The 23,858-nt window shown below is 54.9% G+C and carries 25 protein-coding genes; 17 read left to right on the top strand and 8 right to left on the bottom strand.

Annotated features, from left to right (window positions below):
- Positions 1–28: 28 nt before the first annotated feature.
- A complete protein-coding gene (locus WH279_RS02415; RefSeq protein ID WP_339454905.1) occupies positions 29–316 on the top strand; it encodes a hypothetical protein in 288 nt (95 codons plus the stop codon).
- 409 nt (positions 317–725) lie between these two features.
- Here WH279_RS02415 and WH279_RS02420 read toward each other — a convergent pair whose 3' ends face one another.
- The 3 genes from WH279_RS02420 to WH279_RS02430 all read right to left on the bottom strand — a co-directional run bounded on the left by WH279_RS02420 (position 726) and on the right by WH279_RS02430 (position 4,783).
- Positions 726–1,751 carry a sensor domain-containing diguanylate cyclase gene (locus WH279_RS02420; RefSeq protein WP_339454906.1) on the bottom strand — a complete coding sequence of 342 codons (1,026 nt, stop codon included), beginning with the start codon at positions 1,749–1,751 and terminating at the stop codon, positions 726–728.
- 229 nt (positions 1,752–1,980) lie between these two features.
- Positions 1,981–3,600: a methyl-accepting chemotaxis protein gene (locus WH279_RS02425; protein ID WP_339454907.1), complete on the bottom strand. Its 1,620-nt coding sequence runs from the start codon at positions 3,598–3,600 to the stop codon at positions 1,981–1,983.
- A 109-nt stretch (positions 3,601–3,709) separates the two neighbouring features.
- Positions 3,710–4,783, bottom strand: coding sequence for an alpha/beta fold hydrolase (locus WH279_RS02430; protein ID WP_339454908.1), 1,074 nt, complete (start codon positions 4,781–4,783; stop codon positions 3,710–3,712).
- 332 nt (positions 4,784–5,115) lie between these two features.
- On the opposite strand from WH279_RS02430, the gene WH279_RS02435 reads away from it, so the two are divergent.
- Positions 5,116–5,439 carry a cupin domain-containing protein gene (locus WH279_RS02435; RefSeq protein ID WP_339454909.1) on the top strand — a complete coding sequence of 108 codons (324 nt, stop codon included), beginning with the start codon at positions 5,116–5,118 and terminating at the stop codon, positions 5,437–5,439.
- Here the strand turns inward: WH279_RS02435 and WH279_RS02440 are convergent.
- From WH279_RS02440 to WH279_RS02450, 3 genes are all read right to left on the bottom strand, one after another.
- A complete protein-coding gene (locus WH279_RS02440; RefSeq protein WP_339454910.1) occupies positions 5,425–6,096 on the bottom strand; it encodes an SDR family oxidoreductase in 672 nt (223 codons plus the stop codon). The genes WH279_RS02435 and WH279_RS02440 overlap by 15 nt on opposite strands.
- A gap of 92 nt (positions 6,097–6,188) precedes the next feature.
- The gene (locus tag WH279_RS02445) at positions 6,189–7,574 is read right to left on the bottom strand and encodes an amidohydrolase family protein (protein ID WP_339454911.1); all 1,386 of its coding nucleotides are present in this window, start codon (positions 7,572–7,574) and stop codon (positions 6,189–6,191) included.
- Complete coding sequence (locus WH279_RS02450) at positions 7,567–8,208, bottom strand: ankyrin repeat domain-containing protein (protein WP_339454912.1); 642 nt, start codon at positions 8,206–8,208, stop codon at positions 7,567–7,569. Before WH279_RS02450 ends, WH279_RS02445 begins: the two co-directional genes overlap by 8 nt.
- Positions 8,209–8,353: 145 nt before the next feature.
- On the opposite strand from WH279_RS02450, the gene WH279_RS02455 reads away from it, so the two are divergent.
- The 3 genes from WH279_RS02455 to WH279_RS02465 all read left to right on the top strand — a co-directional run bounded on the left by WH279_RS02455 (position 8,354) and on the right by WH279_RS02465 (position 10,247).
- On the top strand, positions 8,354–9,295 hold the full coding sequence (locus WH279_RS02455; RefSeq protein ID WP_339454913.1) for a LysR family transcriptional regulator: 942 nt from the start codon (positions 8,354–8,356) through the stop codon (positions 9,293–9,295).
- Positions 9,243–9,515: a cold shock small protein YmcF gene (ymcF, locus tag WH279_RS22695; protein ID WP_445235212.1), complete on the top strand. Its 273-nt coding sequence runs from the start codon at positions 9,243–9,245 to the stop codon at positions 9,513–9,515. Before WH279_RS02455 ends, ymcF begins: the two co-directional genes overlap by 53 nt.
- Positions 9,516–9,602: 87 nt before the next feature.
- On the top strand, positions 9,603–10,247 hold the full coding sequence (locus tag WH279_RS02465) for an SMI1/KNR4 family protein (RefSeq protein ID WP_200641493.1): 645 nt from the start codon (positions 9,603–9,605) through the stop codon (positions 10,245–10,247).
- 2 nt (positions 10,248–10,249) lie between these two features.
- On the opposite strand, the gene WH279_RS02470 is transcribed toward WH279_RS02465, so the two are convergent.
- On the bottom strand, positions 10,250–10,348 hold the full coding sequence (locus WH279_RS02470; RefSeq protein ID WP_231617105.1) for a YoaK family small membrane protein: 99 nt from the start codon (positions 10,346–10,348) through the stop codon (positions 10,250–10,252).
- Positions 10,349–10,516: 168 nt separating this feature from the next.
- Here WH279_RS02470 and WH279_RS02475 point away from each other — a divergent pair, with 168 nt between their 5' ends.
- The 4 genes from WH279_RS02475 (at position 10,517) to WH279_RS02490 (ending at position 15,683) form a co-directional block, all read left to right on the top strand.
- Entirely contained in the window at positions 10,517–11,530 is a 1,014-nt protein-coding gene (locus WH279_RS02475; protein ID WP_339454914.1) for a LacI family DNA-binding transcriptional regulator, read from the top strand.
- 354 nt (positions 11,531–11,884) lie between these two features.
- Positions 11,885–12,610: a gluconate 2-dehydrogenase subunit 3 family protein gene (locus WH279_RS02480; protein WP_339454915.1), complete on the top strand. Its 726-nt coding sequence runs from the start codon at positions 11,885–11,887 to the stop codon at positions 12,608–12,610.
- A 39-nt stretch (positions 12,611–12,649) separates the two neighbouring features.
- Positions 12,650–14,419: a GMC family oxidoreductase gene (locus WH279_RS02485; protein ID WP_200641496.1), complete on the top strand. Its 1,770-nt coding sequence runs from the start codon at positions 12,650–12,652 to the stop codon at positions 14,417–14,419.
- 4 nt (positions 14,420–14,423) lie between these two features.
- Positions 14,424–15,683 carry a c-type cytochrome gene (locus tag WH279_RS02490; RefSeq protein WP_200641497.1) on the top strand — a complete coding sequence of 420 codons (1,260 nt, stop codon included), beginning with the start codon at positions 14,424–14,426 and terminating at the stop codon, positions 15,681–15,683.
- Positions 15,684–15,732: 49 nt separating this feature from the next.
- On the opposite strand, the gene WH279_RS02495 is transcribed toward WH279_RS02490, so the two are convergent.
- A complete protein-coding gene (locus WH279_RS02495; RefSeq protein ID WP_200641498.1) occupies positions 15,733–15,912 on the bottom strand; it encodes a DUF2158 domain-containing protein in 180 nt (59 codons plus the stop codon).
- A gap of 129 nt (positions 15,913–16,041) precedes the next feature.
- On the opposite strand from WH279_RS02495, the gene WH279_RS02500 reads away from it, so the two are divergent.
- From WH279_RS02500 to WH279_RS02535, 8 genes are all read left to right on the top strand, one after another.
- The gene (locus WH279_RS02500) at positions 16,042–16,473 is read left to right on the top strand and encodes an OsmC family protein (protein WP_159337466.1); all 432 of its coding nucleotides are present in this window, start codon (positions 16,042–16,044) and stop codon (positions 16,471–16,473) included.
- Between the two features lie 168 nt (positions 16,474–16,641).
- Positions 16,642–17,091, top strand: a complete 450-nt coding sequence (locus tag WH279_RS02505) for an RcnB family protein (protein ID WP_339454916.1) — start codon at positions 16,642–16,644, stop codon at positions 17,089–17,091.
- A 247-nt stretch (positions 17,092–17,338) separates the two neighbouring features.
- Positions 17,339–17,686 carry a hypothetical protein gene (locus WH279_RS02510; protein WP_339454917.1) on the top strand — a complete coding sequence of 116 codons (348 nt, stop codon included), beginning with the start codon at positions 17,339–17,341 and terminating at the stop codon, positions 17,684–17,686.
- A gap of 141 nt (positions 17,687–17,827) precedes the next feature.
- Positions 17,828–18,730 (top strand): homocysteine S-methyltransferase family protein, encoded by a 903-nt coding sequence (locus WH279_RS02515; RefSeq protein ID WP_200641501.1) that lies wholly within the window; start codon positions 17,828–17,830, stop codon positions 18,728–18,730.
- A 62-nt stretch (positions 18,731–18,792) separates the two neighbouring features.
- A complete protein-coding gene (locus WH279_RS02520; RefSeq protein WP_200641502.1) occupies positions 18,793–20,337 on the top strand; it encodes an ABC transporter substrate-binding protein in 1,545 nt (514 codons plus the stop codon).
- A 6-nt stretch (positions 20,338–20,343) separates the two neighbouring features.
- Positions 20,344–21,333 carry an ABC transporter permease gene (locus tag WH279_RS02525; RefSeq protein WP_133845665.1) on the top strand — a complete coding sequence of 330 codons (990 nt, stop codon included), beginning with the start codon at positions 20,344–20,346 and terminating at the stop codon, positions 21,331–21,333.
- Between the two features lie 69 nt (positions 21,334–21,402).
- Complete coding sequence (locus WH279_RS02530) at positions 21,403–22,212, top strand: ABC transporter permease (protein WP_200641504.1); 810 nt, start codon at positions 21,403–21,405, stop codon at positions 22,210–22,212.
- A gap of 3 nt (positions 22,213–22,215) precedes the next feature.
- Positions 22,216–23,808, top strand: coding sequence for an ABC transporter ATP-binding protein (locus tag WH279_RS02535; protein WP_339454918.1), 1,593 nt, complete (start codon positions 22,216–22,218; stop codon positions 23,806–23,808).
- The last annotated feature ends 50 nt before the right edge of the window (positions 23,809–23,858 follow it).

Raw genomic sequence — 23,858 nt, forward strand, 5'->3', positions numbered from 1 at the left:
GTAAAAATGACAGTGATACCGGGAAATGATGTTTAAAACGATAATGTTATGTCTGATGCTGGTGGGGTGTACCGCTTCGGTGGGACAGAACTTTGATGACAGCAAGCTGGCACAAATCAAGTATGACAAAACGACCAGACAGGATCTTATTTCGCTGTTTGGCGAGCCTTCCTCAGAGACGCCCTTCCCGGAGGGGCAAAGCATTCTGATGTGGACCTGGAGCCAGGCAAAAGCCATGAGTACCACCGAAGGCCGAACCCTGACCATCCGACTGATAAATGGCAAAGTGAAAAGCTATACCGTTAATAAAACCTGACTCCCTGCACTTTCCCATTTTTCGGACACAAAAAAGCCGACTTCATCTGTCGGCTAAGTTTTGCAGATACTCAAGTATTATGCCATCAGGTTTACCCGGGCGCCGTCGTCGACATTTCTGTCTCTCCAGCAACCCCCCGACCTCAATGTCATCGGCAGGGCAATAAAAGACTTTAGCAAAACATGAGTATTGCTCTGTTCATGCCTCATCCCTTGAGGGCTAGAACCATATATACGTTGCCAGGCAGTATGCCAGTGTCAGTGACAGCAGAATCAGCTCTGCAGGTTTAATCAGGTACATGACCGGTCCGTACAATTCAGGATGAGTGCTACTTACATCGGTCTCTTTCACTGAAACTTTAGGGATCCCTGCCTGGAAACAGGTCAGTCCAGGCAATGTGGAGGGTCGGTTAAAGCGACTGACCACAGACCTGACGCTGTTTGCGGCGCCCTTTATCTTCGTACATGGCGGCGTCCGCATCGCGCACGGCGCTGTCCGGGGTGCTGAGCTGCGGGTCCACGTGAATGATGCCGATGCTGGCACCGGCATAGTCTATCTTCGTGCCCGACAGATGATAGCGGCCGCTCAACAGTGATGAAAGACGGTTCTTGAATGCAGTCACGGCGGTAGGCTGGGCGTTTGAAACAGCAAGGGTGGCGATAATAAATTCGTCACCCCCCAGGCGTCCCAGAACGTCATCATCGTGCACCAGCTCTTTCAGACGCTGGCCGATGGCCTGCAAAAATTCATCACCGGTTTTATGTCCGTATCGGTCATTAATCTGCTTGAATCCATCGAGGTCGATAAAGGCCATCAGCAGATGATGCGTATCGCTACGTGCGAGTGAAAACAGTTTTGGCAGCTTAGCAAACACGGCCCGCCGGTTTGGCAGGCCAGTGAGCTCATCGGTGTGGCTCACTGCCGTTAGCGCGGCGTTGGCTTCCTGCAGTTCTTCCAGCAGCTGTTCTTTACGAATGTACTGGGAAATCAGCTCGGCAAAGAGCTGAAGCACCTGCTCCGCACGATCTGAAAGTTCCCGAGACTCTGAGCTTGCTGCGCATAGCGTGCCATAAATCGCACCGTCACCCAGCCACACCGGGGTACTGACATAAGTGGTGATCCCCAGCGCTTTCGCGGCTTCGGAGTCCCCCCAGACTGCCGGAACATCGCAGGTATAACGGCGGCCCTCGTCCAGAGCGCGTTTACACAGGGTATCTTCCCAGGGAACAGACAGCCCTTCAGGGATCTGCATCGTTTGGCTGTTGCGCGCGTAAACGATGTGTTGCTTGATGCCGTCTGCATCAATATGGGTCAGGTAGGTGGATTCCATATCCGTCACCAACTCCAGCATCTCTAACAGCTGGCGTACAAACCCTTCGAGCGTTTTTTCCGATCCAAGCGCCGTTGAAATGCGCTCAATCAAATTTTCCTTCATAGGTCAGTTTCCCGGACATGGTGTTGGTATTTAAAAAGAGAAAGTGAAGCGTGAAAATAAAGTCATTCGTTATAATTATTGCTTTTGGGCGCGGAGATAAGTTCGCCCCGGCACGGCGGCCCTGAGTTTATCATCGGACTGAAAAGAAAAACATTGAGGGGAGAATGCAAAAAGAGTAGTTGGGAATAATCTTATGAGTAAAGGGCCGTAATATCCGGCCCGTGTGATTTTATCGCAGGTTAACTAACGCCATATCTTGTGGTTCGTTAAACAGGTCGTTTTCCCGCGTGGTTTTCTCATTCTCTACCTGGAAGCGGGTAACCGACTGCTGCAAATTCACCACCTGCTGTTGCAGGGCGCTGGCTGCCGTTGCCACCTCAGAGACCAGTGAGGCGTTCTGCTGCGTCACGCCGTCCATCTGATGAATGGCAATATTAATCTGCGAGATGCCGCGCGTCTGCTCACCGGAAGCCAGCATCACTTCATCCATGATGTCGACCACTTCTTTCACGTCGACCATCACTTCATTCATGGTGTTGCCTGCCGTTTTCACCAGCCCGACGCCTTGCTCAATCCGGCTGAGCGAGTTATCGATCATTGTGCCGATCTCTTTTGCGGCGGTTGCGCTACGCTGGGCCAGCACCCGCACTTCAGAGGCGACGACCGCAAAGCCGCGACCGGCTTCGCCCGCACGTGCCGCTTCGACTGCGGCGTTGAGTGCCAGCAGGTTGGTCTGGAAAGCAATACCGTCAATCACGCCGACGATATCACCGATTTTGGCCGAACTGTGTTCGATGGCACTCATGGTCGACACCACATCAGAGACCACGCTGGCACCGCGTGAAGCCGATGCCGAGGCTTTCTGCGCCAGTGCGTTTGCTTTGCGCGTGTTGTCCTCGTTGTTTTTGACCGTCGCCATGATCTGTTCCATGCTCGACGCGGTTTCATCCAGCGAGGCGGCCTGCTGTTCGGTGCGGCTGGAAAGATCGATATTGCCGGAAGCTATCTCCTCAACGCCCGCGCCAATCGCATCGGTACCGTTACGCACGACAAGCACCATATTTTCCAGTCCGTCACGCATACGCTGCACGGCGGCAAACAGATGGGCGATCTCATTTTTGCCGCTGGCATCAATACGCGCCCGTAAATCGCCTTCAGCAATGCGGTCAAACACGGTAACGGCATTGTTGAGCGGTTTTACCACCAGGTTGGTCATCACTGACCAGGCCAGTCCGGCCAGCAGCAGGGCACAGGCGATAGCGCAGTAGAGGATAAACTGCATAGTGCTTACCCGATCGCTGGAGTCCTCATAAGCCACATCAATGCTTGAGAGCTTAAAGGCGACCAGTGCCTTTGAGGCTTTATCAAAAGCGGCATAGAGTGCCGTCGACTTCCCGGCGCGCTGGCGATAGTCGTCCAGATTACCCGCTTCCAGCGCGGCAAACGCCGGGTCAATAAAGGTCTTCATCAGGGTGTCGCGTGCGGTAGCCATTTCAGTGGCAATCACCTGCTCTTCTTCTGATTGCGGGTATTTCAGATAGTCCTGCCATTTCGCCCCGGCACTGTCGACTTTACCTCTGGCTCGTTCTAAGGCGACTTTAGCTTTCTCCGTGTCGCCATTGACCATCAGTGATTCATACAGGCGTAAATCTAATCGTCCACGCAGCAGCAGCTCGGAACTCTCATTCAGTGCAACCAGCCCAGGCAGCACTTCGGTATCGACGCGGGCAAAGGATTTATTGCCTGATTGCACTGCGATTAGCCCCAGAATGCCGACAAAAAGTAATAATGCGGCTAATGAAAAAATCATCATGCTCAGTGCGGTACGGATCTTTATTTTACGAAACATAGCGTATTCCCTGTTGCCGGTTTAATAATGAGGAAAAGAGTGGTGTCGGAAATAAAGGCATAATAAAAAACCGGAAGCGACACAGGTCACTTCCGGTCAGGTACAGCGGTTAATTATTAGCGCGTTCCCGGGTGCTGGCTAAAAATGACTTCAGTTTCTCGTTATAAAATTTTGCCGACATCATCGTGCCATGCCCGCTGGTCTCTGTACTGGCCGGAATAAGCCACAGCTCGGCCTTTTTAATCTTGTTTAATTCGCGGTTCAGTGAGCCGGTTTCCACCGGATTACGTTCATCATCCGCTGAATTAATGATCAGCATGGGGGCGGTGATACGGTTTAATGCGGGTTGCGCATTATAATTCGCTGAGGACCCCCAGAGATAAATAAAGTCGTTGGCGTCAGCGGTAAGCGGGGCAGCCAGGCGTTCGTCAACCAGCTTATCGGCCAGCGCACGTGTTGGGGCTTTATGCTGCCAGGCCAGTGTGCCGCCGGTGGTGGCAATACTGAACATAATGTTGGCTGTTTTCAGCGCGGGAGGCTGCTGACGGTAATTGCCTTCAGCCCAGGCGGGATCGCCCTTGATGGACTCAATTAACATACGGCGCATCATCCAGTTACGACCGGACAGCTCAGCAGGCTGCGAAGCCATGGGCACCAGGGCATCCATCATGCCAGGGTATTTTTCACCCCACAGCCAGGTTTGCATGCCCCCCATCGAATACCCCATGACCAGACGTAAATGGGAAATGCCCAGCCCTTCTTTGATTAAGCGATATTGCGCGGTGACCATATCGTTATAATCGTAGTGCGGAAACGCCATACGCAAACCGTCGGACGGTTTGGATGATTTCCCGGACCCAATACTTTCCGGCATGATGATAAAATATTTGCTGATATCCAGTGCCTGGCCAGGGCCAAATAATTCGCCGCCAAATCCCTGGGCTAATAGTGCTTTTATTGGCTGATTAGTTCCGTGAAGTAATAATACAGCAGGTTTATTACTGTCGCCCAACGTGTAGTAATGAATGCGCAGGTCTTTCAGTTTCTCACCGTTGTTAAAGGTGAATTCCGCTGCAACCCAGTCGGCTTCTTTCGGTGATAATACCGTGCTGATTGCCTGTGTTAAAGGTGACAGGCTTAACAGAATAATGCCTGTTAACCCTGATACGATACGGTTAGCCATAAAAAATAACTCATCGGTAAGCAAGGAGTATTGGATGGCCGATGTTAATGTCAATCGAGATAAATCCCAATAAACATAAACATCATCAATGATAAAAACAGATTATGTTCTGATTGTTGCTGTTTACACGAGATGTTTTCCAGCGAATTTTTATTACGTTAACACATCGGATATTCTACTTTAGTCTTCGCTGAATATTTCTTTAGTCACGCTTTCATCTTACTGTCATTTGCCTGTCACTAACTGCCGCGTGGAAAAGCTTAGTGAAATATCTTCGTTCCTGCTGTGCGCAATTTCGGGTATCTCTGTCTGTCACCTTACAGGAGGATGATATGTTTCAGGCAGCATCATTATTAACCGAGGCCGCAGCGCTGCCGGATGTGTGGCGTTCTGCCATTATCAGCAAGATTGGCCAGGCGAATGTGAAACTGATCCGCATGGGCGGAGAGGGGATACCGGATGAAGTGCATGAGCATTTTGCCGAGCTGCTGGTGGTGATTGACGGGCAGATGGATCTGGCGATTGACGGGCAGATCGTGGCGCTGACAAGCGGGGACTATTTTGTGATACCGCCGGGTAGCCCTCATCGGGTACTGCCCGGCAGCAGCGGCACTTTACTGCTGGTCGATGCCGATGAGGCTTTACCAGGCGAGTAATTTTCCGCTGTAATCAATGTAGTGGTGCCCGCCTTTGCCACGCCAGGCGACCAGCTGATCGGCAATGCCACCCGCGCTTTGTGCCACCGTCAGTGGGGCGTTTTTTCCTCCCATATCGGTCTGTACCCAGCCCGGATGAACGCAAAGCAGCGTCTGGCCCTGGGCATCTGTCTTCGCCGACAAGCCGCGTGCCAGCATGTTTAACGCGCCTTTGCTGGCTGCATACAGAGGATAGGTGGCGTCCGGATTCTCATTCAGACTGGCGAGCTGCGAGGTCATCAGCGCCAGAATGCCGCTGCGGGGTTTGAGCTGGGGCAGCAGCGCTTCAGCACAACGCAGCGGCGAGAAGGTGTTGGTTATAAACAGCGCCATCAGCTCCTCGTCGCGGGTACGCGACAGCGTTTGGTGCTCCGGGCCATAGACGCCTGCGTTAATAAAAATCACATCAAACTGCTGGCCAGCCAGCCCACTCACCAGCGCTTCACGCTGATCCGCCAGGTTAATATCCAGCGTTAGCCAGTGGATGGACGCCGCACTGTCCGGCGTGTCCTTGCGTGTGGTGGCGGTAACCTGCCAGCCGCGATCGGCCAGAGTCGTTGCCAGCCCTAAACCGATGCCGCGTGAGGCGCCAATAATCAAAGCCTGTGGGGTTGTCATGAGAATGCCTTATGTCATGTCGGGCGTGTGAAGGGAGCGTGCGCAAAAGCATAGCAAAAATCCGCTGCACCACATCAATCCGTTGGCGAAACTCACGATCTTGCCGCACTCCAGACCACATTACCCTGATGGAAGGTGGCGGTGCGTGGTGAAATGCGTGCCACGGCTTCCGCCGAGCAGGAGGCATCGACCAGTACAAAACTGGCCTCATCCTGTTCCACGGGCCAGACGCGCTCGCCTTTATCATTTAGCGGCAGGCGGTTCCCGGTAGCAATTGCCAGCGCGCGCGATAGCGCCAGTTCACCCGGGCGCACATAGAGCTGGGCGTACAGGTTGGCTTTCTCCAGCATGTCGCCCAGGCCATAGGGCGACCAGTGGTCGATCACGCTATCGGTGCCGGTCATCACAAAAACCCCGTTATCCTGAAGCTGCTTGAGCGGCATATGTAGCGTGCCAATCGGCACCGTTGAGGCGATGCTGATCCGCTGTGCGGCAAGACGCTGTGCAGCTTCTTCCACCTGAGGTGGCGTGAGGGTCGCCAGTGCAAACGCGTGGCTGATCGTCACTTTGCCCTTCAGCTGCGGGGTTTTTTCCACCTGCTCAATCATATAATTGATGGCGGCCATACCGGCCGGGCTGGTTTCATGCAGATGGATATCCACGCCTTTGTCATAGTCGACGGCGATCTGGAACATCGTATCCAGGGATTTTTCCATATCGCCATCAACGCTGGTGGGATCCAGCCCGCCGACATAATGTGCTCCGGCCTGCATCGCTTCACGCATCAGCGACTCGGACTTTGACAGCAGTAACCCGTGCTGGGGGAAGGCGACGATCTCGCAGGTAAAACCGGAACGACGGCGTTCCAGTACCGCCATCAGGTTTTCCAGATTTTTGAGTCCGGAAACCGGCTCGATATTGCAGTGACTCCGCGCCACGCTGGAACCTTTTGATTGCAGCAGGTCGATAAGTTTACCCGCCCGCTCCTGTGTGTGGGGCGCCAGCTCTGGCAGCAGGCGATGCTCCAGTGCAATCATCTGCTTAATGGTGGTGCCTGCCGGGCGTGACTGCACGCGCCACGGGCCACCATAGAAGGTCTTATCCAGATGGATATGCATATCGCGCATGGCGGGCAGCAGCAGTTTTCCTCCGGCATCAACCCGCGTCAGGCTGGCATCCGGGCGTACCGCGTTAGCACGTACAGCAACGATTTTGCCGTTATTGATTTCCAGGCAGTGCAACGCGGTGCGGGTGGCGACCACTTCCCCCTCCTGGTAGTGAAAGCCGGTTTCCAGCAGGACGTTATCAAGGTAATAGTGGCGGGTGCCAACGGTGGTCATGGGCGTTTCCTGTTCGGTGAACACAGACGATCCGGCGGCAATCGCAAGCGGGGTGCCTGCACCCAGGATGGCGCAGGCACCGAGCATTTTACTGCCGTGGCTGAGAAAGGTACGACGCTGCTGATCGGGCTTATTCATCACGGGCTCCTGCATGGATTAACTGTATAGCAATGGCGTCATAACCCAGTGAACGCGCCAGTTGCAGAGGGGTTTTACCGTACTTATCCGTCAGGTGCGGGCTGGCACCGTTATCCAGTAATAGCTGAACGATCTCCTGCTGCTTTGCGCCACCGTCATTCAGCAGGATGGCTTCGAGCAGCGGTGTCCAGCCGAGGAAATTCGTGTGGTTGACGTTGATGGTGGTGCGGGACAGTAACTCGCGCACGATCTCAACATGGCCTTTTTCGCTGGCGGGCGTCAGGCCAACGCCGCCAAAGCGTGTCACCCGGGTGAGGTCGGGTGCCGCAGGCAGCAACAGGCGCAGCAGAGTGAGATCGTTATTCAGGCAGGCGAGCAAAAACGGATTCAAACAGGTATCGTCCTGCTGATTAATATCGGCGCCCACCTCGATCAACCACGCGACGCAGGTATAGTGCTGATGCTGTGCCGCCAGCGTGATGGCGCTGGTGCGCTGCGCGGTGGTGACATTGAGACCCACCCCGTCCTGCTGGCACTGTTGCAACATGTTCAGATTGCCCTGCCGGGCAGCGTTGAGAAAACGTTGTTTCAGCATGCCGTCGGCGGTGTCTGAATGAGGATAGGCTGATGACATACAGGTTCCCGGATAAGCAAGTGATGGCCCAGGCAATGACAATAGCAGTCTGTAATACCTGGTCCTATCCGTGTAAAAATAATTCACCTGAGATGGCGTTTCTGTTGAATAATAATCAACAAAGAGGGCCAACAGGGAACGTGCGATGAACTCCATTTTTAGTGAAGAGAATTTGCAGGTGTTTGTCACCGTGGTGCAGTGTGGCAGCTTCAGCAAGGCGGCTGTTGAGCTGGGGGTCACCACTTCGGCGGTCAGCTACACCATTAAACGCATTGAAACCGGGCTGGGTGTTCCGCTGTTTGTGCGCCATCCCCGCCGGATTGAACTGACGGAGTCCGGCGACTATTTTTATCGTAAGGCGCTGACACTCCTTAACGATTTCGGCGCCATTCAATACGGCGTCGATGCTGTCGCCCAGGGCGTAGAGGCCAGGGTGCGTATTTGCATTAACCATCTGTTGTATACCCCGCCTCACACTGCACGGCTGCTACAGCTGCTGAAAAAGCAGTTCCCCACCTGTCAGGTGACGGTCACTCAGGAAGTGTATAACGGCGTCTGGGATGCGTTTATCCATCACCAGGCAACGCTGGCGTTGGGGGCACCGGATGTGCCGCTGGACAGGGATGGCATTGACTGTCTGGATATTGGCCGTGTGCGCTGGCAGTTCGCTATCGCGCCCCATCATCCGCTGGCCGCATTGCCTCAGCCCATCAGTGAAGGTCAGATGCGGCGCTATACCAATATTATGGTGGCCGACACGGCACAGATGCTGAACCAGCGCGTTGGCTGGCTGCTGCACGGGCAGGAGGCGATTCTGGTGCCTGACTTCAACACCAAATGTCAGTGTCAGATTCTGGGGGAGGGCATTGGCTTTCTGCCGGACTATATTGTGCGCGACGCCGGGGAGAAGCTTGTGACGCGTGAGGTGATGAACCCGCGTCAGGATTCACGGCTGCTGCTGGCTATCCGCCAGCCCGCCAGCGGACAGGTCGCATTGTGGATAAAACAGCAGTTTGCCCCAGATGGCGTGCTGAGTGAGCTCTATCAGGATTTACTGCATCGCGAAGATAAAACAGACGGGATGTAAAAACTGTGTTAACGTCTTGCCCGTACCAATAAAAATTTCTCTTAAAATAAAAATATGTAGGTCTATTATCCAAAATATTAAATATCAGTGTCCGTCTTGTCACGGATGTCAGTACCGCTTTTCGCCTTTCAGTATCACCGCAAAAAATCCCCATGGTGCCAACTGTATTTTCTGTAAATCCCAGATGGTTTGTCTGCCTGCCACTGTGTCACAGAACTAAACCCGTCGAGCGTTTTCCCCTGGCCTGTTGTTGATGTTAACCTTAGCGGCTTATCACTGTTAAATGTCGACATCTCAGGGCCGTATGATGACTACCTCAACCGCAAAACTTCTCTCACTCTGTAGTGACAGCCTGGCTGCCGCCCCGCAGGACATGCACATCAGCACCTCGGTTAATCCCGCGTTGCTCGAAGAACTGCGTCAACTGCTGGCGATTAAAAACGGCTGCTATGGCTTTGTGTCTGCGCTGCATATCTTTCCCTGGCAGGCAACGGAAAGTGAACCCGGCCTGCAACAGTGGAACCAGCCTGATCTGTGGATTTCAGCGTTTCAGGATATGGCGCTGGATGCGCTGTTCTTTGCTGAAGATATCTTTGGCGTGCAGTTTTGTCTGCGGCAGGACGGGGTGTTCAGCTTTGAGCCGGAAACCGGCGAATTCACCTGGCTGGCGGCAAGTCTGGAGCACTGGAGTGCCCTGATTCTGGAAGAGTACTCTGTGTTAACGGGTTATCCGCTGGCGCTGGACTGGCAGGATCAGCACGGGGCATTACCGGCGGGTTATCGCCTGGTGCCGAAAACACCGTTTATCGTTGGCGGTGAGTTTGTCCCGGATAACCTCCAGGCGGTACGTAGTGAAGATGCTATGCGTACCCGCGCTCAGTTTGCCGTGCAGATCAGGGATCTTCCTGAAGGCACACGCATTGCCGTCAGCCCGTCAGATCCTGAAAGCTGATCTCAGCTTCCCGGCATTGCCGCGCCGGAGGCGATAAACCACACCAGAAACGCCATCGCAGCAACAAAAATCAGGGTAGGGGCAATTGCTCTTTTATTCACGGCATAACACCTTTCACAATGGGATCGGGGGAAAGCCGGAGACCAGGCTTTCGGGCGGCGCTGAGTGTAACATAGTCAGCCCGCCCTCAGGCAGGTTGTTCAGCCCTGTTTCACTGTGCTGTTTTGTGGGAAAATGATAGCGCAAACATTTTAGTTATCGGATACCAGATGGAAAACCCTGACCCTGCCACGGTAAAAACCCCTACGCTTGAGGATGTCGCCCGTGTCGCGGGATTATCCCCGATGACCGTCAGTCGTGCCATTAACAAACCGCAGGTGGTACGGCCTGCCACCGTTGCCAGGGTGATGGAAGCGATTCAGATCACCGGCTATATCCCCAATATGCTGGCAGGGGGGCTGGCGTCCAAACGTAGCCGCCTGATTGCCGTAGTGATACCGCAAATTAACAACAGTATGTTTGTCGATACCGTACAGGCGATCAGCGATCGTCTTGCCGCGCGTGGCTACCATATGCTGCTGTGCGTCACCGGATACTCTCCGGACAGCGAAGCGTCTATCGTTGCCACCATCCTTTCGCGCCGCCCCGATGGCATGATACTGACCGGCATTCATCACAGTCCTGAACTGCGCAAAACCATTCTTAATATTGGCCTGCCTGTGGTGGAAATCTGGGATCTCACGCCAACGCCGCTGGACATGCTGGTAGGATTTTCTCATGAAAAAGTTGGCACCCAACTGGGTCACTACTGTCTGCAACAGGGCTACCTGAATCTGGGGCTGGTCTGGGCCGGGGATCGTCGCGCCCGGCAGCGGCGTAAAGGGCTCTCCGATGTGATGCAAGGGCTGCCGGGAAGCCGTATTCGCGGGGTCAATGCCCCGGTGCCAACGTCGCTCGATGCCGGGCGCCAGGGGTTGCATCAGTTACTTGCTCAGGGGGATAAGTTCGATGCGATTATCTGCAGTTCTGACACCTTAGCGCAGGGCGTGATCATGGAGGCTGAAGCGCGTGGGCTGAGCGTACCGGATCAGCTTGCCGTTATCGGCTTTGGCGACCTGGCGTTCGCCGCGGCCAACCGGCCCGCGATCACGACAGTGGCCATCGACAGGGTAAAAATGGGGGAGGATGCAGCTATGCTGCTGGCTAATAAAATAGAAGGTGTCATGCCCGCAGAGGCGGTGGTCGATTTAGGGTTCACCATGGTGGTTCGCGACTCCGGTTAACATCTGCCGGGCGATGTTACGCAGAATGAAACAATCATTATATAACTTTATTTTGTGAGGATATTATTTCCTGGCGCAATCAAATAAGCGCTGTTTTACGGCCTTTTTTTCTTTTGCTATCCCTGAATTTCCGATAAATCCCCGGCTTTAATCCCTGCTCTTCATAATGGCATTGTTATGAAATGTTAGAAGAAACACTTCATCTTAAGTTTAAATATTACCACTTCAATTGTTACATTTTGACACTTTTGTATCGTTAACATTGCGGCTATGTAAACAGATAAAAACAGTTCTTTAACCTTAATGACACGTGTTCCATCGGTGTCTTTTTCTGAGTGTGTGAGAGTCGTCAAAATGCTCCTTCAAAAAGAAACTACCCGCCGTAAGTTTTTACTCGGGTCGCTGTTGGCATTGCCGTTAGGTGAGATGGTCTTTAAAGGCCTGACCGCCGCACAGGCTGCCGAGATGGCAGCCCCGGAACTGGCAGATTATCAGCCGATCTTCTTCAGTCAGGATGAGTGGCAGTTTATTCTTGCCGCCTGTGACTGTTTGATCCCTGCCGGAGGCAAAGGCAAAGCGCCGGGTGCGCTGGAAACCAATGTGCCGATCTTTATCGATCAGCAGATGCATGGCGATCTCGGTGATGAGATCTATATGAAAGGGCCGTTTGATACCAAAGCGCCTGCCACCATGGGTTACCAGATCCCCTTTCGCCCGCAGCAGGTCTATAAAACCGGTATCAAACTGGCCAATCAGTGGTGCCAGCAAACCTACCAGAAACCGTTCCATCAGCTGTCATCGCAGGATAAAGACAGCGTTCTGACCCAACTGCAAAAAAACGATGTCCACTTTGCTGAACTGGGCGAGGCCGACCTGAAAGCCTCTCAGTTCTTTAGCGGGCTGCTGTCCGATGCCAAACACGGCTATCTCTCCGATCCGATGTACGGCGGCAATAAAGGGATGAAAGCGTGGATTGCTATCGGCTTCCCGGGCGCACGTGCCAGTTATCTGGAATGGGTGAAGCAGCACAATATCCCGTATCCACTTGGCCCGGTCAGCATCAAGGGCGAACGCGCCTGAGTCTTTCCATCGTGTTTTTAGCAAAGTTTGGGATCAAACATGGCACAGATTAATAAAGAAGAAGTCGACGTTGTTGTTGTCGGCCTGGGATGGGCTGGCTCGCTGATGAGCATTGAGCTGGCGATGGCCGGGCTGAAAGTGCGGGCGCTGGAGCGCGGAGCCGATCGCGGTTACGAAGAGTTTGCCTACCCCAAGCCGGCCGATGAATATGCCTACGCCGTGCGTAACAAAGTGATGGCCACGCCAGCAGAAGCGGCGGTGACGGTGCGTTACAACATGAGCCAGACCGCGCTGCCAACGCGCAAATGGGGCGCTTTTTGCCCGGGTAACGGCGTAGGCGGTTCGGGTTTGCACTGGACGGCGGTATTGATCCGTCCGACACCGACCGATCTTAAACTGAAAACCTATGCTGACCAGGCCTACGGACCGGGCGTGTTGCAGGACGATATGCGCATTATGGACTTCCCGTTCAGTTGGGAAGAGATCGAACCCTATTACGAGAAGTTTGAGATGATCTGCGGCCAGTCCGGTTTAACCGGCAACCTGCGCGGGCAGATCCTCGAAGGGGGCGATCCGTTCGAAGGCCCGCGTGCTAATCCGTTCCCGCTGCCGCCGCTGGATGACACGCTGAACAACACAATGTTTGTTAAGGCGGCGAAGAAGCTGGGGTATCACCCGTTCCCCAACCCGTCAGCCTGCGTTTCCCGTGCCTGGACTAACCCGTACGGTAACCAGATTGCGCCGTGTAATTACTGCGGTTATTGCAGTAAATACCCGTGCCTGAACTACTCTAAGGCCTCACCGCAGACGGCGGTGATGGATGCGCTGAAGCGCATGGATAACTTCTCCTACGAAGTCCACGCTAACGTGATGAAAGTGGTGCTGCATGATGATAAGAAAACCGCGAAAGGGGTGATCTACATCGATAAAGACGGCAATGAATGCTTCCAGCCTGCAAAGATTGTGGTGCTGAGCAGTTTCCAGTTCTGCAATGTCCGCCTGATGCTGCTCTCCGGCATCGGTCAGCCTTATAACCCGCTGACGGAAGAGGGCGTGATTGGACGTAACTACGCTTTCCTCAGCAACGGCGGTGCCACGCTGTTCTTCAAAGATAAAAACTTCAATCCTTTCGCCACGGCGGGGGCGACCGGACAGATGTTTAACGACATCTCACCGGGCAACTTTGATGGCCCGGGGCTGGGGTTTATCGGCGGAGCCAAGATCCACAGTTCGCAGGCCACCGGCACGCCGATCAGTACCGCACTGCCGAAAGGCACGCCGGCCTGGGGCGCAGGCTGGAAAGAGGGGATGGAAGAGTGGTATGGCCATTCGATGAAGATCAGCATTACCACGACCTGCATGTCGTATCGCGATATCTACCTCGATCTCGACCCGAACTACACCGATGACTACGGCTACCCGCTGCTGCGTATGACGTTCGACTGGAAACAGAACGAACTGAAATTACAGCAACACCTGAAAGGCATCGTCAGCAACATTACTAAAGAGCTTAACCCGGACAGTTACAGCGAAAGCTTCCTGCCGATGGATGCCCACTTTGACCTGACCAAATACGTCTCCACCCATAATGTCGGTGGCGCGGTGATGGGCGATAACCCGAAAACCTCGGCGCTGAACAAGTACCTGCAAAGCTGGGATGTGCATAACGTCTTTGTGCCGGGCGGCAATGCCTTCCCGCAGAACTTCCAGGCGAATCCGACCGATACCATCGGGGCGATCACGCTGATGGCGGCGCAGGCGATCAAAGAGATTTACCTGAAAAACCCCGGCCCGATGGTGCAGGCATAAGGAGATGACGATGATCAATTTCAAACGTTTACTGCTTGCGAATGCCGTCCTGCTGGCAGGCACTTTTGCTTCACTGGCCCAGGCCGATGACAGTCTGGTGAAACAGGGCGAGTATATTTCGCGCCTTGGCGACTGCGGTGCCTGCCACACTATTCCGGGTAAACCGGCGTTCTCCGGTGGGCTGGCGATTGAGTCGAACCTCGGGACGATTTACTCCACCAACATCACCCCGGATAAAGCGCACGGTATCGGCAATTACAGTGAGCAGCAGTTCTCGGACGCGGTACGTAAAGGCGTGCTGCCTGACGGGACGCGTCTCTATCCGGCGATGCCTTATCCGGCTTACGCAAAAATCACCGATGCGGATATGCATGCGCTGTATACGTACTTTATGCAGGGAGTGAAAGCGAGTGATGAACAGCCGCCAGAAACCGATCTCAGCTTCCCGTTCAGCCAGCGCTGGGGCATGCGTTTCTGGAACTGGGCTTTTGCCAGCGATAAGCCCTTCCAGCCGATTGGTGGCGCGACAGCGGAAGTGAATCGCGGTGCGTATCTGGTCGAAAGCCTCGGCCACTGCGGCAGCTGCCACACACCGCGTGGGCTGGCGATGAATGAGAAAGCGCTCGACAGCAGCGACAGTGCATTCCTCTCCGGCGGGAGCCTGAACGGCTGGGACGTGCCCTCTCTGCGCGGTCTGCCGCGCTGGAGCGAGCAGGAAACCGTTGAGTATCTGGCGACCGGGCGTAACGATAAAGCGGCTGTGGGCGGTGAGATGACCTCGGTGATCGAGCACAGCACGTCGTGGATGACCGAAGCGGATCTGAAAGCCATCAGCGCCTATCTGAAGTTTATTGGCGGCAATCCGGCAGCACCCGCGGCGGCAAATACGGCAGTCAGCGCCACGGAAGCGAAGCTGACCGCGGCGAAAAATCTCACCCCAGGTGAGCGTCTCTATCTGGATAACTGCGGTGCCTGCCACTTTGTCACGGGTAAGGGCGCACCGCGTATCTTCCCGGAACTGGATCAGGCAACGATTGTGAATGCCGGCGATCCGACCGGGCTGATCCACACCATCCTGGCCGGGGCACAGCAGCCCTCTACGGCAAAAGCCCCCTCCACGCTGGTGATGCCAGGCTTTGCCGGCCGCCTGAGCGATGATGAGGTGGCGCAACTGGCGACCTTTATTCGTCAGGGCTGGAGCAATAAGGCGGAGGCGGTAAGCGTGGATCAAGTGAAAGAGGTCAGGGAGAGTTTGAAAAAATAATCACAGCGGGCGACCCTTTTGCGGTCGCCCCTTTCATCAATAAACGAACTCAGCAGACGCCGAAATCGCCCTCTTCATGATAAAGATTGACCGAATCAGCGGCGATCGCCACCTCTTGTTTCTCCGCATCATTCACCCGGGCGCAATACAATGTTGAGCCGTCGACGCGCAACACCTGCATTTTGGGTCCACCGGTTTTTGACTGCACAAAATCGTCGGGTTTAAACATAGTCTTCTCCTGATAGGTGTCACTCATATTCTCTGTCAGCCTGGAATGTTCTGCAAGTCGGCTAATTTTCCGCAGCCTCTGACACAGTGTCTATACTGGTAGCTGATGTTAAATAACCGGAGGATAACAATGACCATTCATAAGAAAGGACAGGCGCACTGGGAAGGCAATATCAAGCAAGGGAAAGGCACCGTCTCAACCGAAAGTGGGGCGTTAAGCCAACAGCCTTACGGTTTCAATACACGCTTTGAAGGTAAAGCGGGGACCAACCCCGAAGAGCTGATTGGGGCCGCACATGCTGCCTGTTTCTCCATGGCGCTATCGCTGATGCTGGGCGATGCAGGCCACACACCTGAAAGCATTGATACCACCGCTGATGTCTCACTGGACAAAGTGGAGGGTGGTTTTGCCATCACCAAAGTGGCCCTGCAAAGCAAGGTGAAGCTTCCCGGTATTGAGAAAGCCGCTTTTGATACGATTATTCAGCAGGCAAAAGCGGGTTGCCCGGTGTCAAAACTGCTCAGTGCTGAGATTACCCTCGACTATCAGCTGGAAAATTAAGCCTGAACCCGAGGTTCTCACCGCGTGAAGGTAAGGAATCTGTTAAGGCTGTGAAAAAAACACGCTAATTAGCGCCGTTTAGGAGTTCGTGAGATAGGGAAGTGTTGTGGTATCCCCGATATTGATGTTGCGGCAGTTTGCAGGTCGTGAGCAACTGAGGATATCAAGATGAAAAAAACAACACTGACTTTGATGATTAGCCTTTTCACAGCAAGCAGCCTTTTCTCTACCCTGTCCCATGCAGAGGGTCCGGGCAACGGCCCGGATCAACAGTGGCATCAGGATCGCGGGCACGATAACCGCGCAGACGACCGTCGGGGTGGCGATCGGGATAACTATCGCGGCCGTGATGACCGGGGCCACGGCGATCGTGGCCGGGGTGGCCCTGATGAGCGCGACCATTTTGCCTGGAATGGCCATGATTTCCGTCGTGGTCATCCTGCTCCCGAGCGCTTTCGCGGGGATGATTACCGCGTTGATGACTGGCACAATCGTGGTCTGTATGAACCGCCACGCGGCGAACACTGGGCCTATGTTGACGGTAATTATGTGTTGATTGCGGCAGCCACGGGAGTGATCACCTCGATCATTCTCGGCAATGTTTTAGGCCATCGTTAATCTACCGCTGTCGGTGGCACCCGCCACCGACAATTAACCTTCCCCCCCTCTTACCCTGATTGCTTACTTGAAGCCGTAACTAATTCATTTACTTCGTGTTTATATTTTTCTCGTTTCATGGCGTTACATTCCATTTTCCCGGTACAGGCCGCAAAATATCCCCCTCCTCTGACTTGTTATCGCGCCATGACTTCACTTATTATTGGCCCTGTTAGTATGAAAAACATTCATATCAGGGAGAAAAAGAATGGATAGCCGTGTAGGGAAACTGGAAGGGCATGTCGGCGTTTTACAGAAAGATGTGGGTCTGTTAAAGCACGATGTCAGCCGACTTAAAGACGATGTGCACATCCTGAAAGGGGATGTCAGTAAACTCAAGGAGGATGTGGGCACGCTGAAAATCGATGTGGCGGTAATTAAGTCCAACTATGCCACCAGGGAGGATATTATGCGGCTTGATAAAAAGATCGACCTTAAAATGGAAAGCCTGCGCACCGAACTGCATCAGTCACTGGCACTGCAAACTAAGTGGTTTGCCTCCTCGCAGCTTGGGTTGCTTGCCCTGGGCCTTGGGCTGGCAAAACTGCTGTTTTAATTCTTCCTTGCTCATCATTTATCTGCGTACTTGCCTCTGTGTACTAAACACTCCTGAATTTAAGCTTATAGACGTCTGGACATGTAGCCATCAATTTATGTAGCATGCAGAGATTAGAAAATTCTGAATGGGAACAGGCCAATGACGCAGCATATAAAGATTCTGGACGGAGGAATGGGGCGTGAACTGGCCCGGGTGGGTGCACCATTCCGTCAACCTGAATGGTCGGCACTGGCCCTGTATGAAGCCCCTGAGCGCGTGCGCGAAGTGCACGACAGCTATATTGCTGCCGGGGCAGGCACCATCACCACCAACAGCTATGCGGTTGTTCCTTTCCATATTGGTGACGAACGCTTTGCCGCTGATGCTCAGCGCCTGGCCACGCTGGCAGGGCAACTGGCCCGTCAGGCCGCCGATGCCGCAGTGCATCCGGTACAGGTTGCTGGCAGCTTACCTCCGGCCCTGGGATCCTACCGTCCCGATCTGTTTAACGCGCCGCGTGCGCTGGAGATCCATCGCGTGCTGGTCAACGCCCAGGCACCTTATGTGGATATCTGGCTGGGTGAAACCATCAGTTCCATTGCCGAAGCCGAGGCTATTCACGAAGCGATATCCGGTCAGCCCCAGCCTTTATGGCTGTCATTCAGTCTGCACGACGATCCTGACCAGCCGCAGGCCGACAGTACATTGCGTTCAGGGGAAAGCGTCTCCGCCGCTGTCACCCGAGCGGTCGAGCTGGGGGCGGCCAACGTCCTGTTTAACTGTAGCCACCCGGAAGTGATGATCTCTGCTGTACAGCAGGCGGCGACGACCCTGAAAAGCCTTGGCTCTCCGGCGGGTATCGGCGTTTATGCCAATGCGTTTGAACACGGCAGCAACGGTGGCGGGGCGAATGAAGGTCTGAGTGGTTTACGTAAAGACACTCATCCGGAAGGCTATCTGCACTGGGCGCAGGAGTGGGTGGGCGCGGGTGCTACGCTGGTGGGGGGCTGCTGCGGAATTGGCCCTGAACATATTCAGCGTCTGGCCTCTGCGCTGAAGTAAATACGCTATTCTTTACCGCTTTGGCGGAAAAAAATAATAAAAAACCAGGAAAAAACAACATCATGAATCGTCGCGACTTTATCAAAACTACCGGTGCGCTCTCCGTTGCGGCGGCCTGTTCCGGTCTGCCATTACAATCGCTGTGGGCGGCTGAAACCGCACCGGCCACCCCCAAAAAAGGGGGGCATCTGATTGTCGGTATGGATAACGCTTCCAGCACTGACCGCATCGATCCGGCATTCTGGTTTGAATCCTATATGTATTTTGTCGGTTCACAGCTGTTTAACTGCCTGGCCGAAGTGGATGAGCAGGGTAAAATCACCCCCTCACTGGCGGAAAGCTGGGAAACCCACGATGGCAGCAAAACCTGGGTGCTGAATATCCGTAAAGGGGTTCAGTTCCACGATGGCCGCACGCTGACGGCGAAAGATGTGGTTTATTCACTGAATCATCACCGTGATGAGAAATCGAGCTCATCGGTCAAAGGCTATCTGGAGCCGGTCGTCTCGCTGGAGGCTACCTCACCTGACCAGGTGACCATCAAACTGAAAGAACCTAATGTGGAGTTTATTGCGCTGCTGAGCGATGTCCATTTTGCCATCACCGCAGAAAACGAGAACTTTGACAAAGGCATCGGTACGGGCGCATTTATCCTGGAAAGCTTTAAGCCCGGCGTGCGTACACTGGTGAAGCGTAATCCAAACCACTGGAACCCGGCGCGCGGTCACGTTGACTCCGTTGAAACACTGGCAATGAATGACTCCACGGCACGAGTGGCGGCCCTTGCCAGCGGTTCTGCGCACATCATCAACCGTGTGAACCCACGCATTGTTGATCGCCTGAAAAACATGCCGACTATTCAGCTGCTGCGCTCACGCGACAGCCAGATTTTCACTTTCCCGGGCCTGGCGACTGCCGCTCCCTTTAACACCCTGGATGGCCGCCTGGCGCTGAAATATGCCATCGACCGCGAACAGATCATTAAAACCGTGCTGGGTGGCTACGGTACCGTCGCGAACGATAATCCGATTTTCCCGTCCAGCCCGTACTTTGCCAAAGACATTCCGCAGCGTCCGTATGACCCGGAAAAGGCAAAATTTCACTGGCAGAAAACGGGCTTCAGCGGTCCGCTGGTGTTGTCGGTGGCCGAAGCCGGCTTCCCGGGCGCGGTCGATGCTGGCCAGCTTTATCAGAACTCGGCTGAACGTGCCGGTATTCCGCTGAAAGTGGAACGCGTACCGGACGATGCCTTCTGGGATAACGTCTGGATGAAGAAACCCTTTGTTTCGTCCAACTGGTCGCTGCGCCCGACGGCCGATGCGCTGCTGTCGCTGGTGTTCACCAGCAATGCCCCGTGGAATGAGTCGCAGTGGAAAGAGCCCGCGTTTGACCAGTTAGTCACTGCTGCACGTGGTGAGCAAGATGAGCAGAAGCGCCGTCAGATCTATCATGACATTCAGGTGATGCTGGTGGAGAAGGGCAGTGAAATTATCCCTCTGTACGCCGATGCGCTTGATGCATCCAGTACCAAAGTGAAGGGCTTTGTTGCTATCCCTGGTTTTACCATGAGCGGTAACCGTGCCGCTGAAAAAGTGTGGTTTGCATAACAGCGAATGAGTCATTTTAGTGAACGTCGGGGGAAGGGCCACTTTCCCCTGTTAAAACTGACGGCCCTGCGTTTGCTGGCCGGTGTGGTGATGCTGCTGGTGGTATCGATACTGATTTTTGCCGGCATTCAGTTGCTGCCGGGCAGTGCCGCCACGGCGATCCTCGGTCAAACGGCCACGCCACAGGCGGTGGCCGCACTCAATCAACAGCTGGGGCTGGATCAGCCTGCGCTGGGCCGCTATCTGGCCTGGTTGGGCGGCGTGCTGCACGGCGATTTTGGTCACAGCTTTACCAGCCGTGAAGCGATCGCCCCTGTGCTGCTTGATCGTCTGGCCAATACCCTGTCGCTGGCCTTTTTCACCGCCATTGTCGCGGTGCCCCTGGCACTGACGATTGGCTTTATCTCCGCGCGCTACCAGGGAAGCTGGATCGATCGGCTGCTGAACCTGTTTACTCGCGCCGCCGTTTCGCTGCCGGAGTTTTTCTCCGGCTATCTGCTGATCCTGATCTTCTCTATCACCCTGTTCTGGTTACCGAGTAACAGCAGTATTGCTGACGATATGCCGCTGGGCGATCGCCTGCTGGCGATTGCTTTGCCGTGTATGACGCTGATCTTCGCCATTCTCGGGCATATGAGCAACATGACGCGTGCCGCACTGGTCAGCGCGCAGAATGCCGCCTATGTCGATACTGCCCTGATGAAGGGGTTATCGCCCTCCGCCATTCTGTTCCGTCATGTGTTGCCGAACGCCTGGGGGCCCATCATTAACGTGATTGTGCTGAACCTGGCCTGGCTGATGGTCGGTGTGGTCATTGTTGAAAACGTTTTCGTTTACCCTGGTCTCGGCCAGTACATGGTGGACAGTATCAGTAAGCGTGATATCCCGGTTATCCAGGACTGTGCACTGCTGCTGGCGGGTATTTATATCCTGCTGAATCTGCTGGCCGACGTTGTCGCCCTGCTGGCCAACCCGCGCCTGCGCCACAGTCGCTAACGAATAGTCATGCTATACCCCTGACGGCACTGATTGAGGCAGGCAGGGTTTTACAAGGAACTGATGTGGATGTTTAGGCTGAAACTTGCTGTGTTGCCCGGTGCCACCGGGCTGGTGTTGTTCGTACTGGTGGCACTTCTGGCGCCGTGGCTGGCACCGTATGCGCCCGGCGACGTGGTGGGCAGCGCCTGGAGTGGCGTGACGCCGGAAAACTGGCTGGGCACCGATAACCTCGGGCGCGATCTTCTCTCTCGTCTGATCTGGGGTACCCGTACTTCACTGAGCGTCAGCGCGGTGGCTACGCTGCTGGCCTTTGCCATCGGCACCTTCCTCGGTTTTATTGCGGGCTATTATCGTGGCTGGGTCGATCAGGTGATCTCGCGCGTTAACGATATTTTGATGGCGATCCCAACGCTGATCTTAGCCCTGGTTGTGCTGGCGATGCTGCCAAAAACCATTCCGGTGATCGTGGCGGTGCTGGGGATCCTCGAATCAACCCGTGTGCTGCGCGTATCACGCTCGCTGGCGCTGGATATCGCGGCACAGGAATTTATTGAAGTCGCCCGTTTGCGCGGCGAACGGCTGGGCTGGGTATTGTGGCGTGAGATCCTGCCAAATGCCTTTACCACGCTGATTGCGGAATTTGCCCTGCGCTTTATCTTCATTCTTTTATTCCTGTCGGCACTCTCTTTCCTGGGCTTAGGGATCCAGCCGCCAACCGCCGACTGGGGTGGCCTGGCGCGTGATAATAAAGATGGCATCCTGTTTGGCGTCTGGGCGGCACTGATCCCCGGCGCGGCAATTGCCCTGCTGGCACTGGCATTAAACAGTGTTGCTGACTGGCTGTTAAGCCAGCATAGCCGTAGCTGGCAGGAGTAGGCGATGAGTGAACAACCGCTGTTAAGCGTGAATAAACTGCGGGTGACCGCGGGAGATGCCGTCCTGGTTGACGATATCTCCTTTACCCTGCGCAAAGGAGAAGTGCTGGGATTAATTGGTGAATCAGGTGCCGGGAAATCGACCATCGGCCAGGCCGTTTTGGGGCATTTTCGCCACGGAATGACCCTGAGCGGTGGGCACATCCATTTTGCAGGGCAGGAACTGACAGCGCTATCGGAACGCCAGTGGCGCAAAGTCCGCGGGGTGAAAATTGCCTACGTGGCGCAGTCGGCCAGCGCCGCTTTCAACCCGGCGAAGAAAATCGGTGAACAGGTGATTGAAAGCACGCTTCGTCACCGGGTGATGAACCGACAGGCCGCCATTCGCCGCGCGATTGAGATCTTCGCCCAGCTACAACTGCCGCAGCCGGAGGTGTTTTTCCACCGTTACCCGCATCAGGTGTCCGGTGGGCAGCTTCAGCGGGCGATGATTGCGATGGCAATCTGCGCCGGGCCGGAACTGATTGTGTTTGATGAGCCGACCACAGCGCTGGACGTGACCACTCAGCTGGAAGTGCTCAAGGCGATTCAGCAGGTTATTCGTCAGACCGGCGTGGCGGCACTGTATATCAGCCACGATCTGGCGGTGGTTGCCCAGCTCAGCCAGCGCATTATGGTCCTGCGCCACGGCCGTGAAGTGGAAAGCGGTGACACGCTATCGCTGCTGACGCAGCCCGCTCAGGACTACACCCGTGATCTGTTGCACAGCCACGGTGAACCGCATCAGCCGCGTAGCGCGACATTGCCGCTGCTGAGCCTGCGCGATGTCAGCATTGGCTATCATGGCGACCCGGTACTGCATGCGGTATCGCTCACGGTAGGGCGGGGACGTACGCTGGCGCTGATCGGCGAGTCCGGTGCAGGTAAATCAACCCTCGGCCGGGCAGTATGTGGCCTGGTGGCACCGTCAGAAGGAGACATCACCTTTAACGGTCAGCGGCTGCCCCCACAGCTACGCCACCGTTCTCGCCAGCAGATGCAAACTATCCAGATGATTCATCAGCATCCCGATACGGCGCTTAATCCCCGTCTGACGATTGGTCTGCAAATTGAACGTGCCATGGTCTGTCTGACGTCGCTGACGGCACAGCAGCGCCAGGCCCGGGTGGGGGAACTGCTGGAGAAAGTCGGCCTGTCGCCACTGCTGGCCGCGCGCTACCCCCATTCGCTGTCCGGCGGGCAGAAGCAGCGTGTTTGCATCGCACGGGCGCTGGCGGTAGAGCCGGAGCTGATTGTCTGTGACGAACCCACCTCGGCGCTCGATCCGCTGGTCGGACGGGAGGTACTGGCGCTGTTGAAAAAACTGCAACAGGAAACCGGCGTTTCACTGCTGTTTATCACCCACGACCTGCATGTGGTCAGAGCCGTAGCCGATGAAGTCATGGTGTTACGTTATGGCAGCGTGGTGCGCCAGGGACGTCTGGAGCAGGTATTCACCGCACTGCTGGATGATTATACCGCGCAGTTGCTGCGGGCAGTGCCGGAAATGCGCCCCGGGTGGCTGGAGGAAGCCAGCGTGGCTGTAACCCAAATGTAAAAATAAAACGAAAAGACGTCGGTAATGGATAAAGTTCTACTGCTTAATCA

This window comes from Erwinia sp. MYb375, from assembly GCF_037479175.1.
In the GTDB taxonomy this organism is placed as follows: Bacteria; Pseudomonadota; Gammaproteobacteria; order Enterobacterales; family Enterobacteriaceae; genus Erwinia; species Erwinia rhapontici.

What these genes read in the sequence shown, in the direction of transcription:
- WH279_RS02440 (WP_339454910.1), bottom strand. Translation starts at nt 6,096, where the DNA reads ATGACAACCCCACAGGCTTTGATTATTGGCGCCTCACGCGGCATCGGT.
- WH279_RS02425 (WP_339454907.1), bottom strand. Translation starts at nt 3,600, where the DNA reads ATGTTTCGTAAAATAAAGATCCGTACCGCACTGAGCATGATGATTTTT.
- WH279_RS02495 (WP_200641498.1), bottom strand. Translation starts at nt 15,912, where the DNA reads ATGTTTAAACCCGACGATTTTGTGCAGTCAAAAACCGGTGGACCCAAA.
- WH279_RS02420 (WP_339454906.1), bottom strand. Translation starts at nt 1,751, where the DNA reads ATGAAGGAAAATTTGATTGAGCGCATTTCAACGGCGCTTGGATCGGAA.
- WH279_RS02485 (WP_200641496.1), top strand. Translation starts at nt 12,650, where the DNA reads ATGGCACAGATTAATAAAGAAGAAGTCGACGTTGTTGTTGTCGGCCTG.
- WH279_RS02530 (WP_200641504.1), top strand. Translation starts at nt 21,403, where the DNA reads ATGTTTAGGCTGAAACTTGCTGTGTTGCCCGGTGCCACCGGGCTGGTG.
- WH279_RS02490 (WP_200641497.1), top strand. Translation starts at nt 14,424, where the DNA reads ATGACGATGATCAATTTCAAACGTTTACTGCTTGCGAATGCCGTCCTG.
- WH279_RS02445 (WP_339454911.1), bottom strand. Translation starts at nt 7,574, where the DNA reads ATGAATAAGCCCGATCAGCAGCGTCGTACCTTTCTCAGCCACGGCAGT.
- WH279_RS02505 (WP_339454916.1), top strand. Translation starts at nt 16,642, where the DNA reads ATGAAAAAAACAACACTGACTTTGATGATTAGCCTTTTCACAGCAAGC.
- WH279_RS02415 (WP_339454905.1), top strand. Translation starts at nt 29, where the DNA reads ATGTTTAAAACGATAATGTTATGTCTGATGCTGGTGGGGTGTACCGCT.
- WH279_RS02480 (WP_339454915.1), top strand. Translation starts at nt 11,885, where the DNA reads ATGCTCCTTCAAAAAGAAACTACCCGCCGTAAGTTTTTACTCGGGTCG.
- WH279_RS02475 (WP_339454914.1), top strand. Translation starts at nt 10,517, where the DNA reads ATGGAAAACCCTGACCCTGCCACGGTAAAAACCCCTACGCTTGAGGAT.
- WH279_RS02520 (WP_200641502.1), top strand. Translation starts at nt 18,793, where the DNA reads ATGAATCGTCGCGACTTTATCAAAACTACCGGTGCGCTCTCCGTTGCG.
- WH279_RS02525 (WP_133845665.1), top strand. Translation starts at nt 20,344, where the DNA reads ATGAGTCATTTTAGTGAACGTCGGGGGAAGGGCCACTTTCCCCTGTTA.
- WH279_RS02465 (WP_200641493.1), top strand. Translation starts at nt 9,603, where the DNA reads ATGACTACCTCAACCGCAAAACTTCTCTCACTCTGTAGTGACAGCCTG.
- WH279_RS02510 (WP_339454917.1), top strand. Translation starts at nt 17,339, where the DNA reads ATGGATAGCCGTGTAGGGAAACTGGAAGGGCATGTCGGCGTTTTACAG.
- WH279_RS02455 (WP_339454913.1), top strand. Translation starts at nt 8,354, where the DNA reads ATGAACTCCATTTTTAGTGAAGAGAATTTGCAGGTGTTTGTCACCGTG.
- WH279_RS02430 (WP_339454908.1), bottom strand. Translation starts at nt 4,783, where the DNA reads ATGGCTAACCGTATCGTATCAGGGTTAACAGGCATTATTCTGTTAAGC.
- WH279_RS02535 (WP_339454918.1), top strand. Translation starts at nt 22,216, where the DNA reads ATGAGTGAACAACCGCTGTTAAGCGTGAATAAACTGCGGGTGACCGCG.
- WH279_RS02500 (WP_159337466.1), top strand. Translation starts at nt 16,042, where the DNA reads ATGACCATTCATAAGAAAGGACAGGCGCACTGGGAAGGCAATATCAAG.
- WH279_RS02515 (WP_200641501.1), top strand. Translation starts at nt 17,828, where the DNA reads ATGACGCAGCATATAAAGATTCTGGACGGAGGAATGGGGCGTGAACTG.
- WH279_RS02435 (WP_339454909.1), top strand. Translation starts at nt 5,116, where the DNA reads ATGTTTCAGGCAGCATCATTATTAACCGAGGCCGCAGCGCTGCCGGAT.
- WH279_RS02450 (WP_339454912.1), bottom strand. Translation starts at nt 8,208, where the DNA reads ATGTCATCAGCCTATCCTCATTCAGACACCGCCGACGGCATGCTGAAA.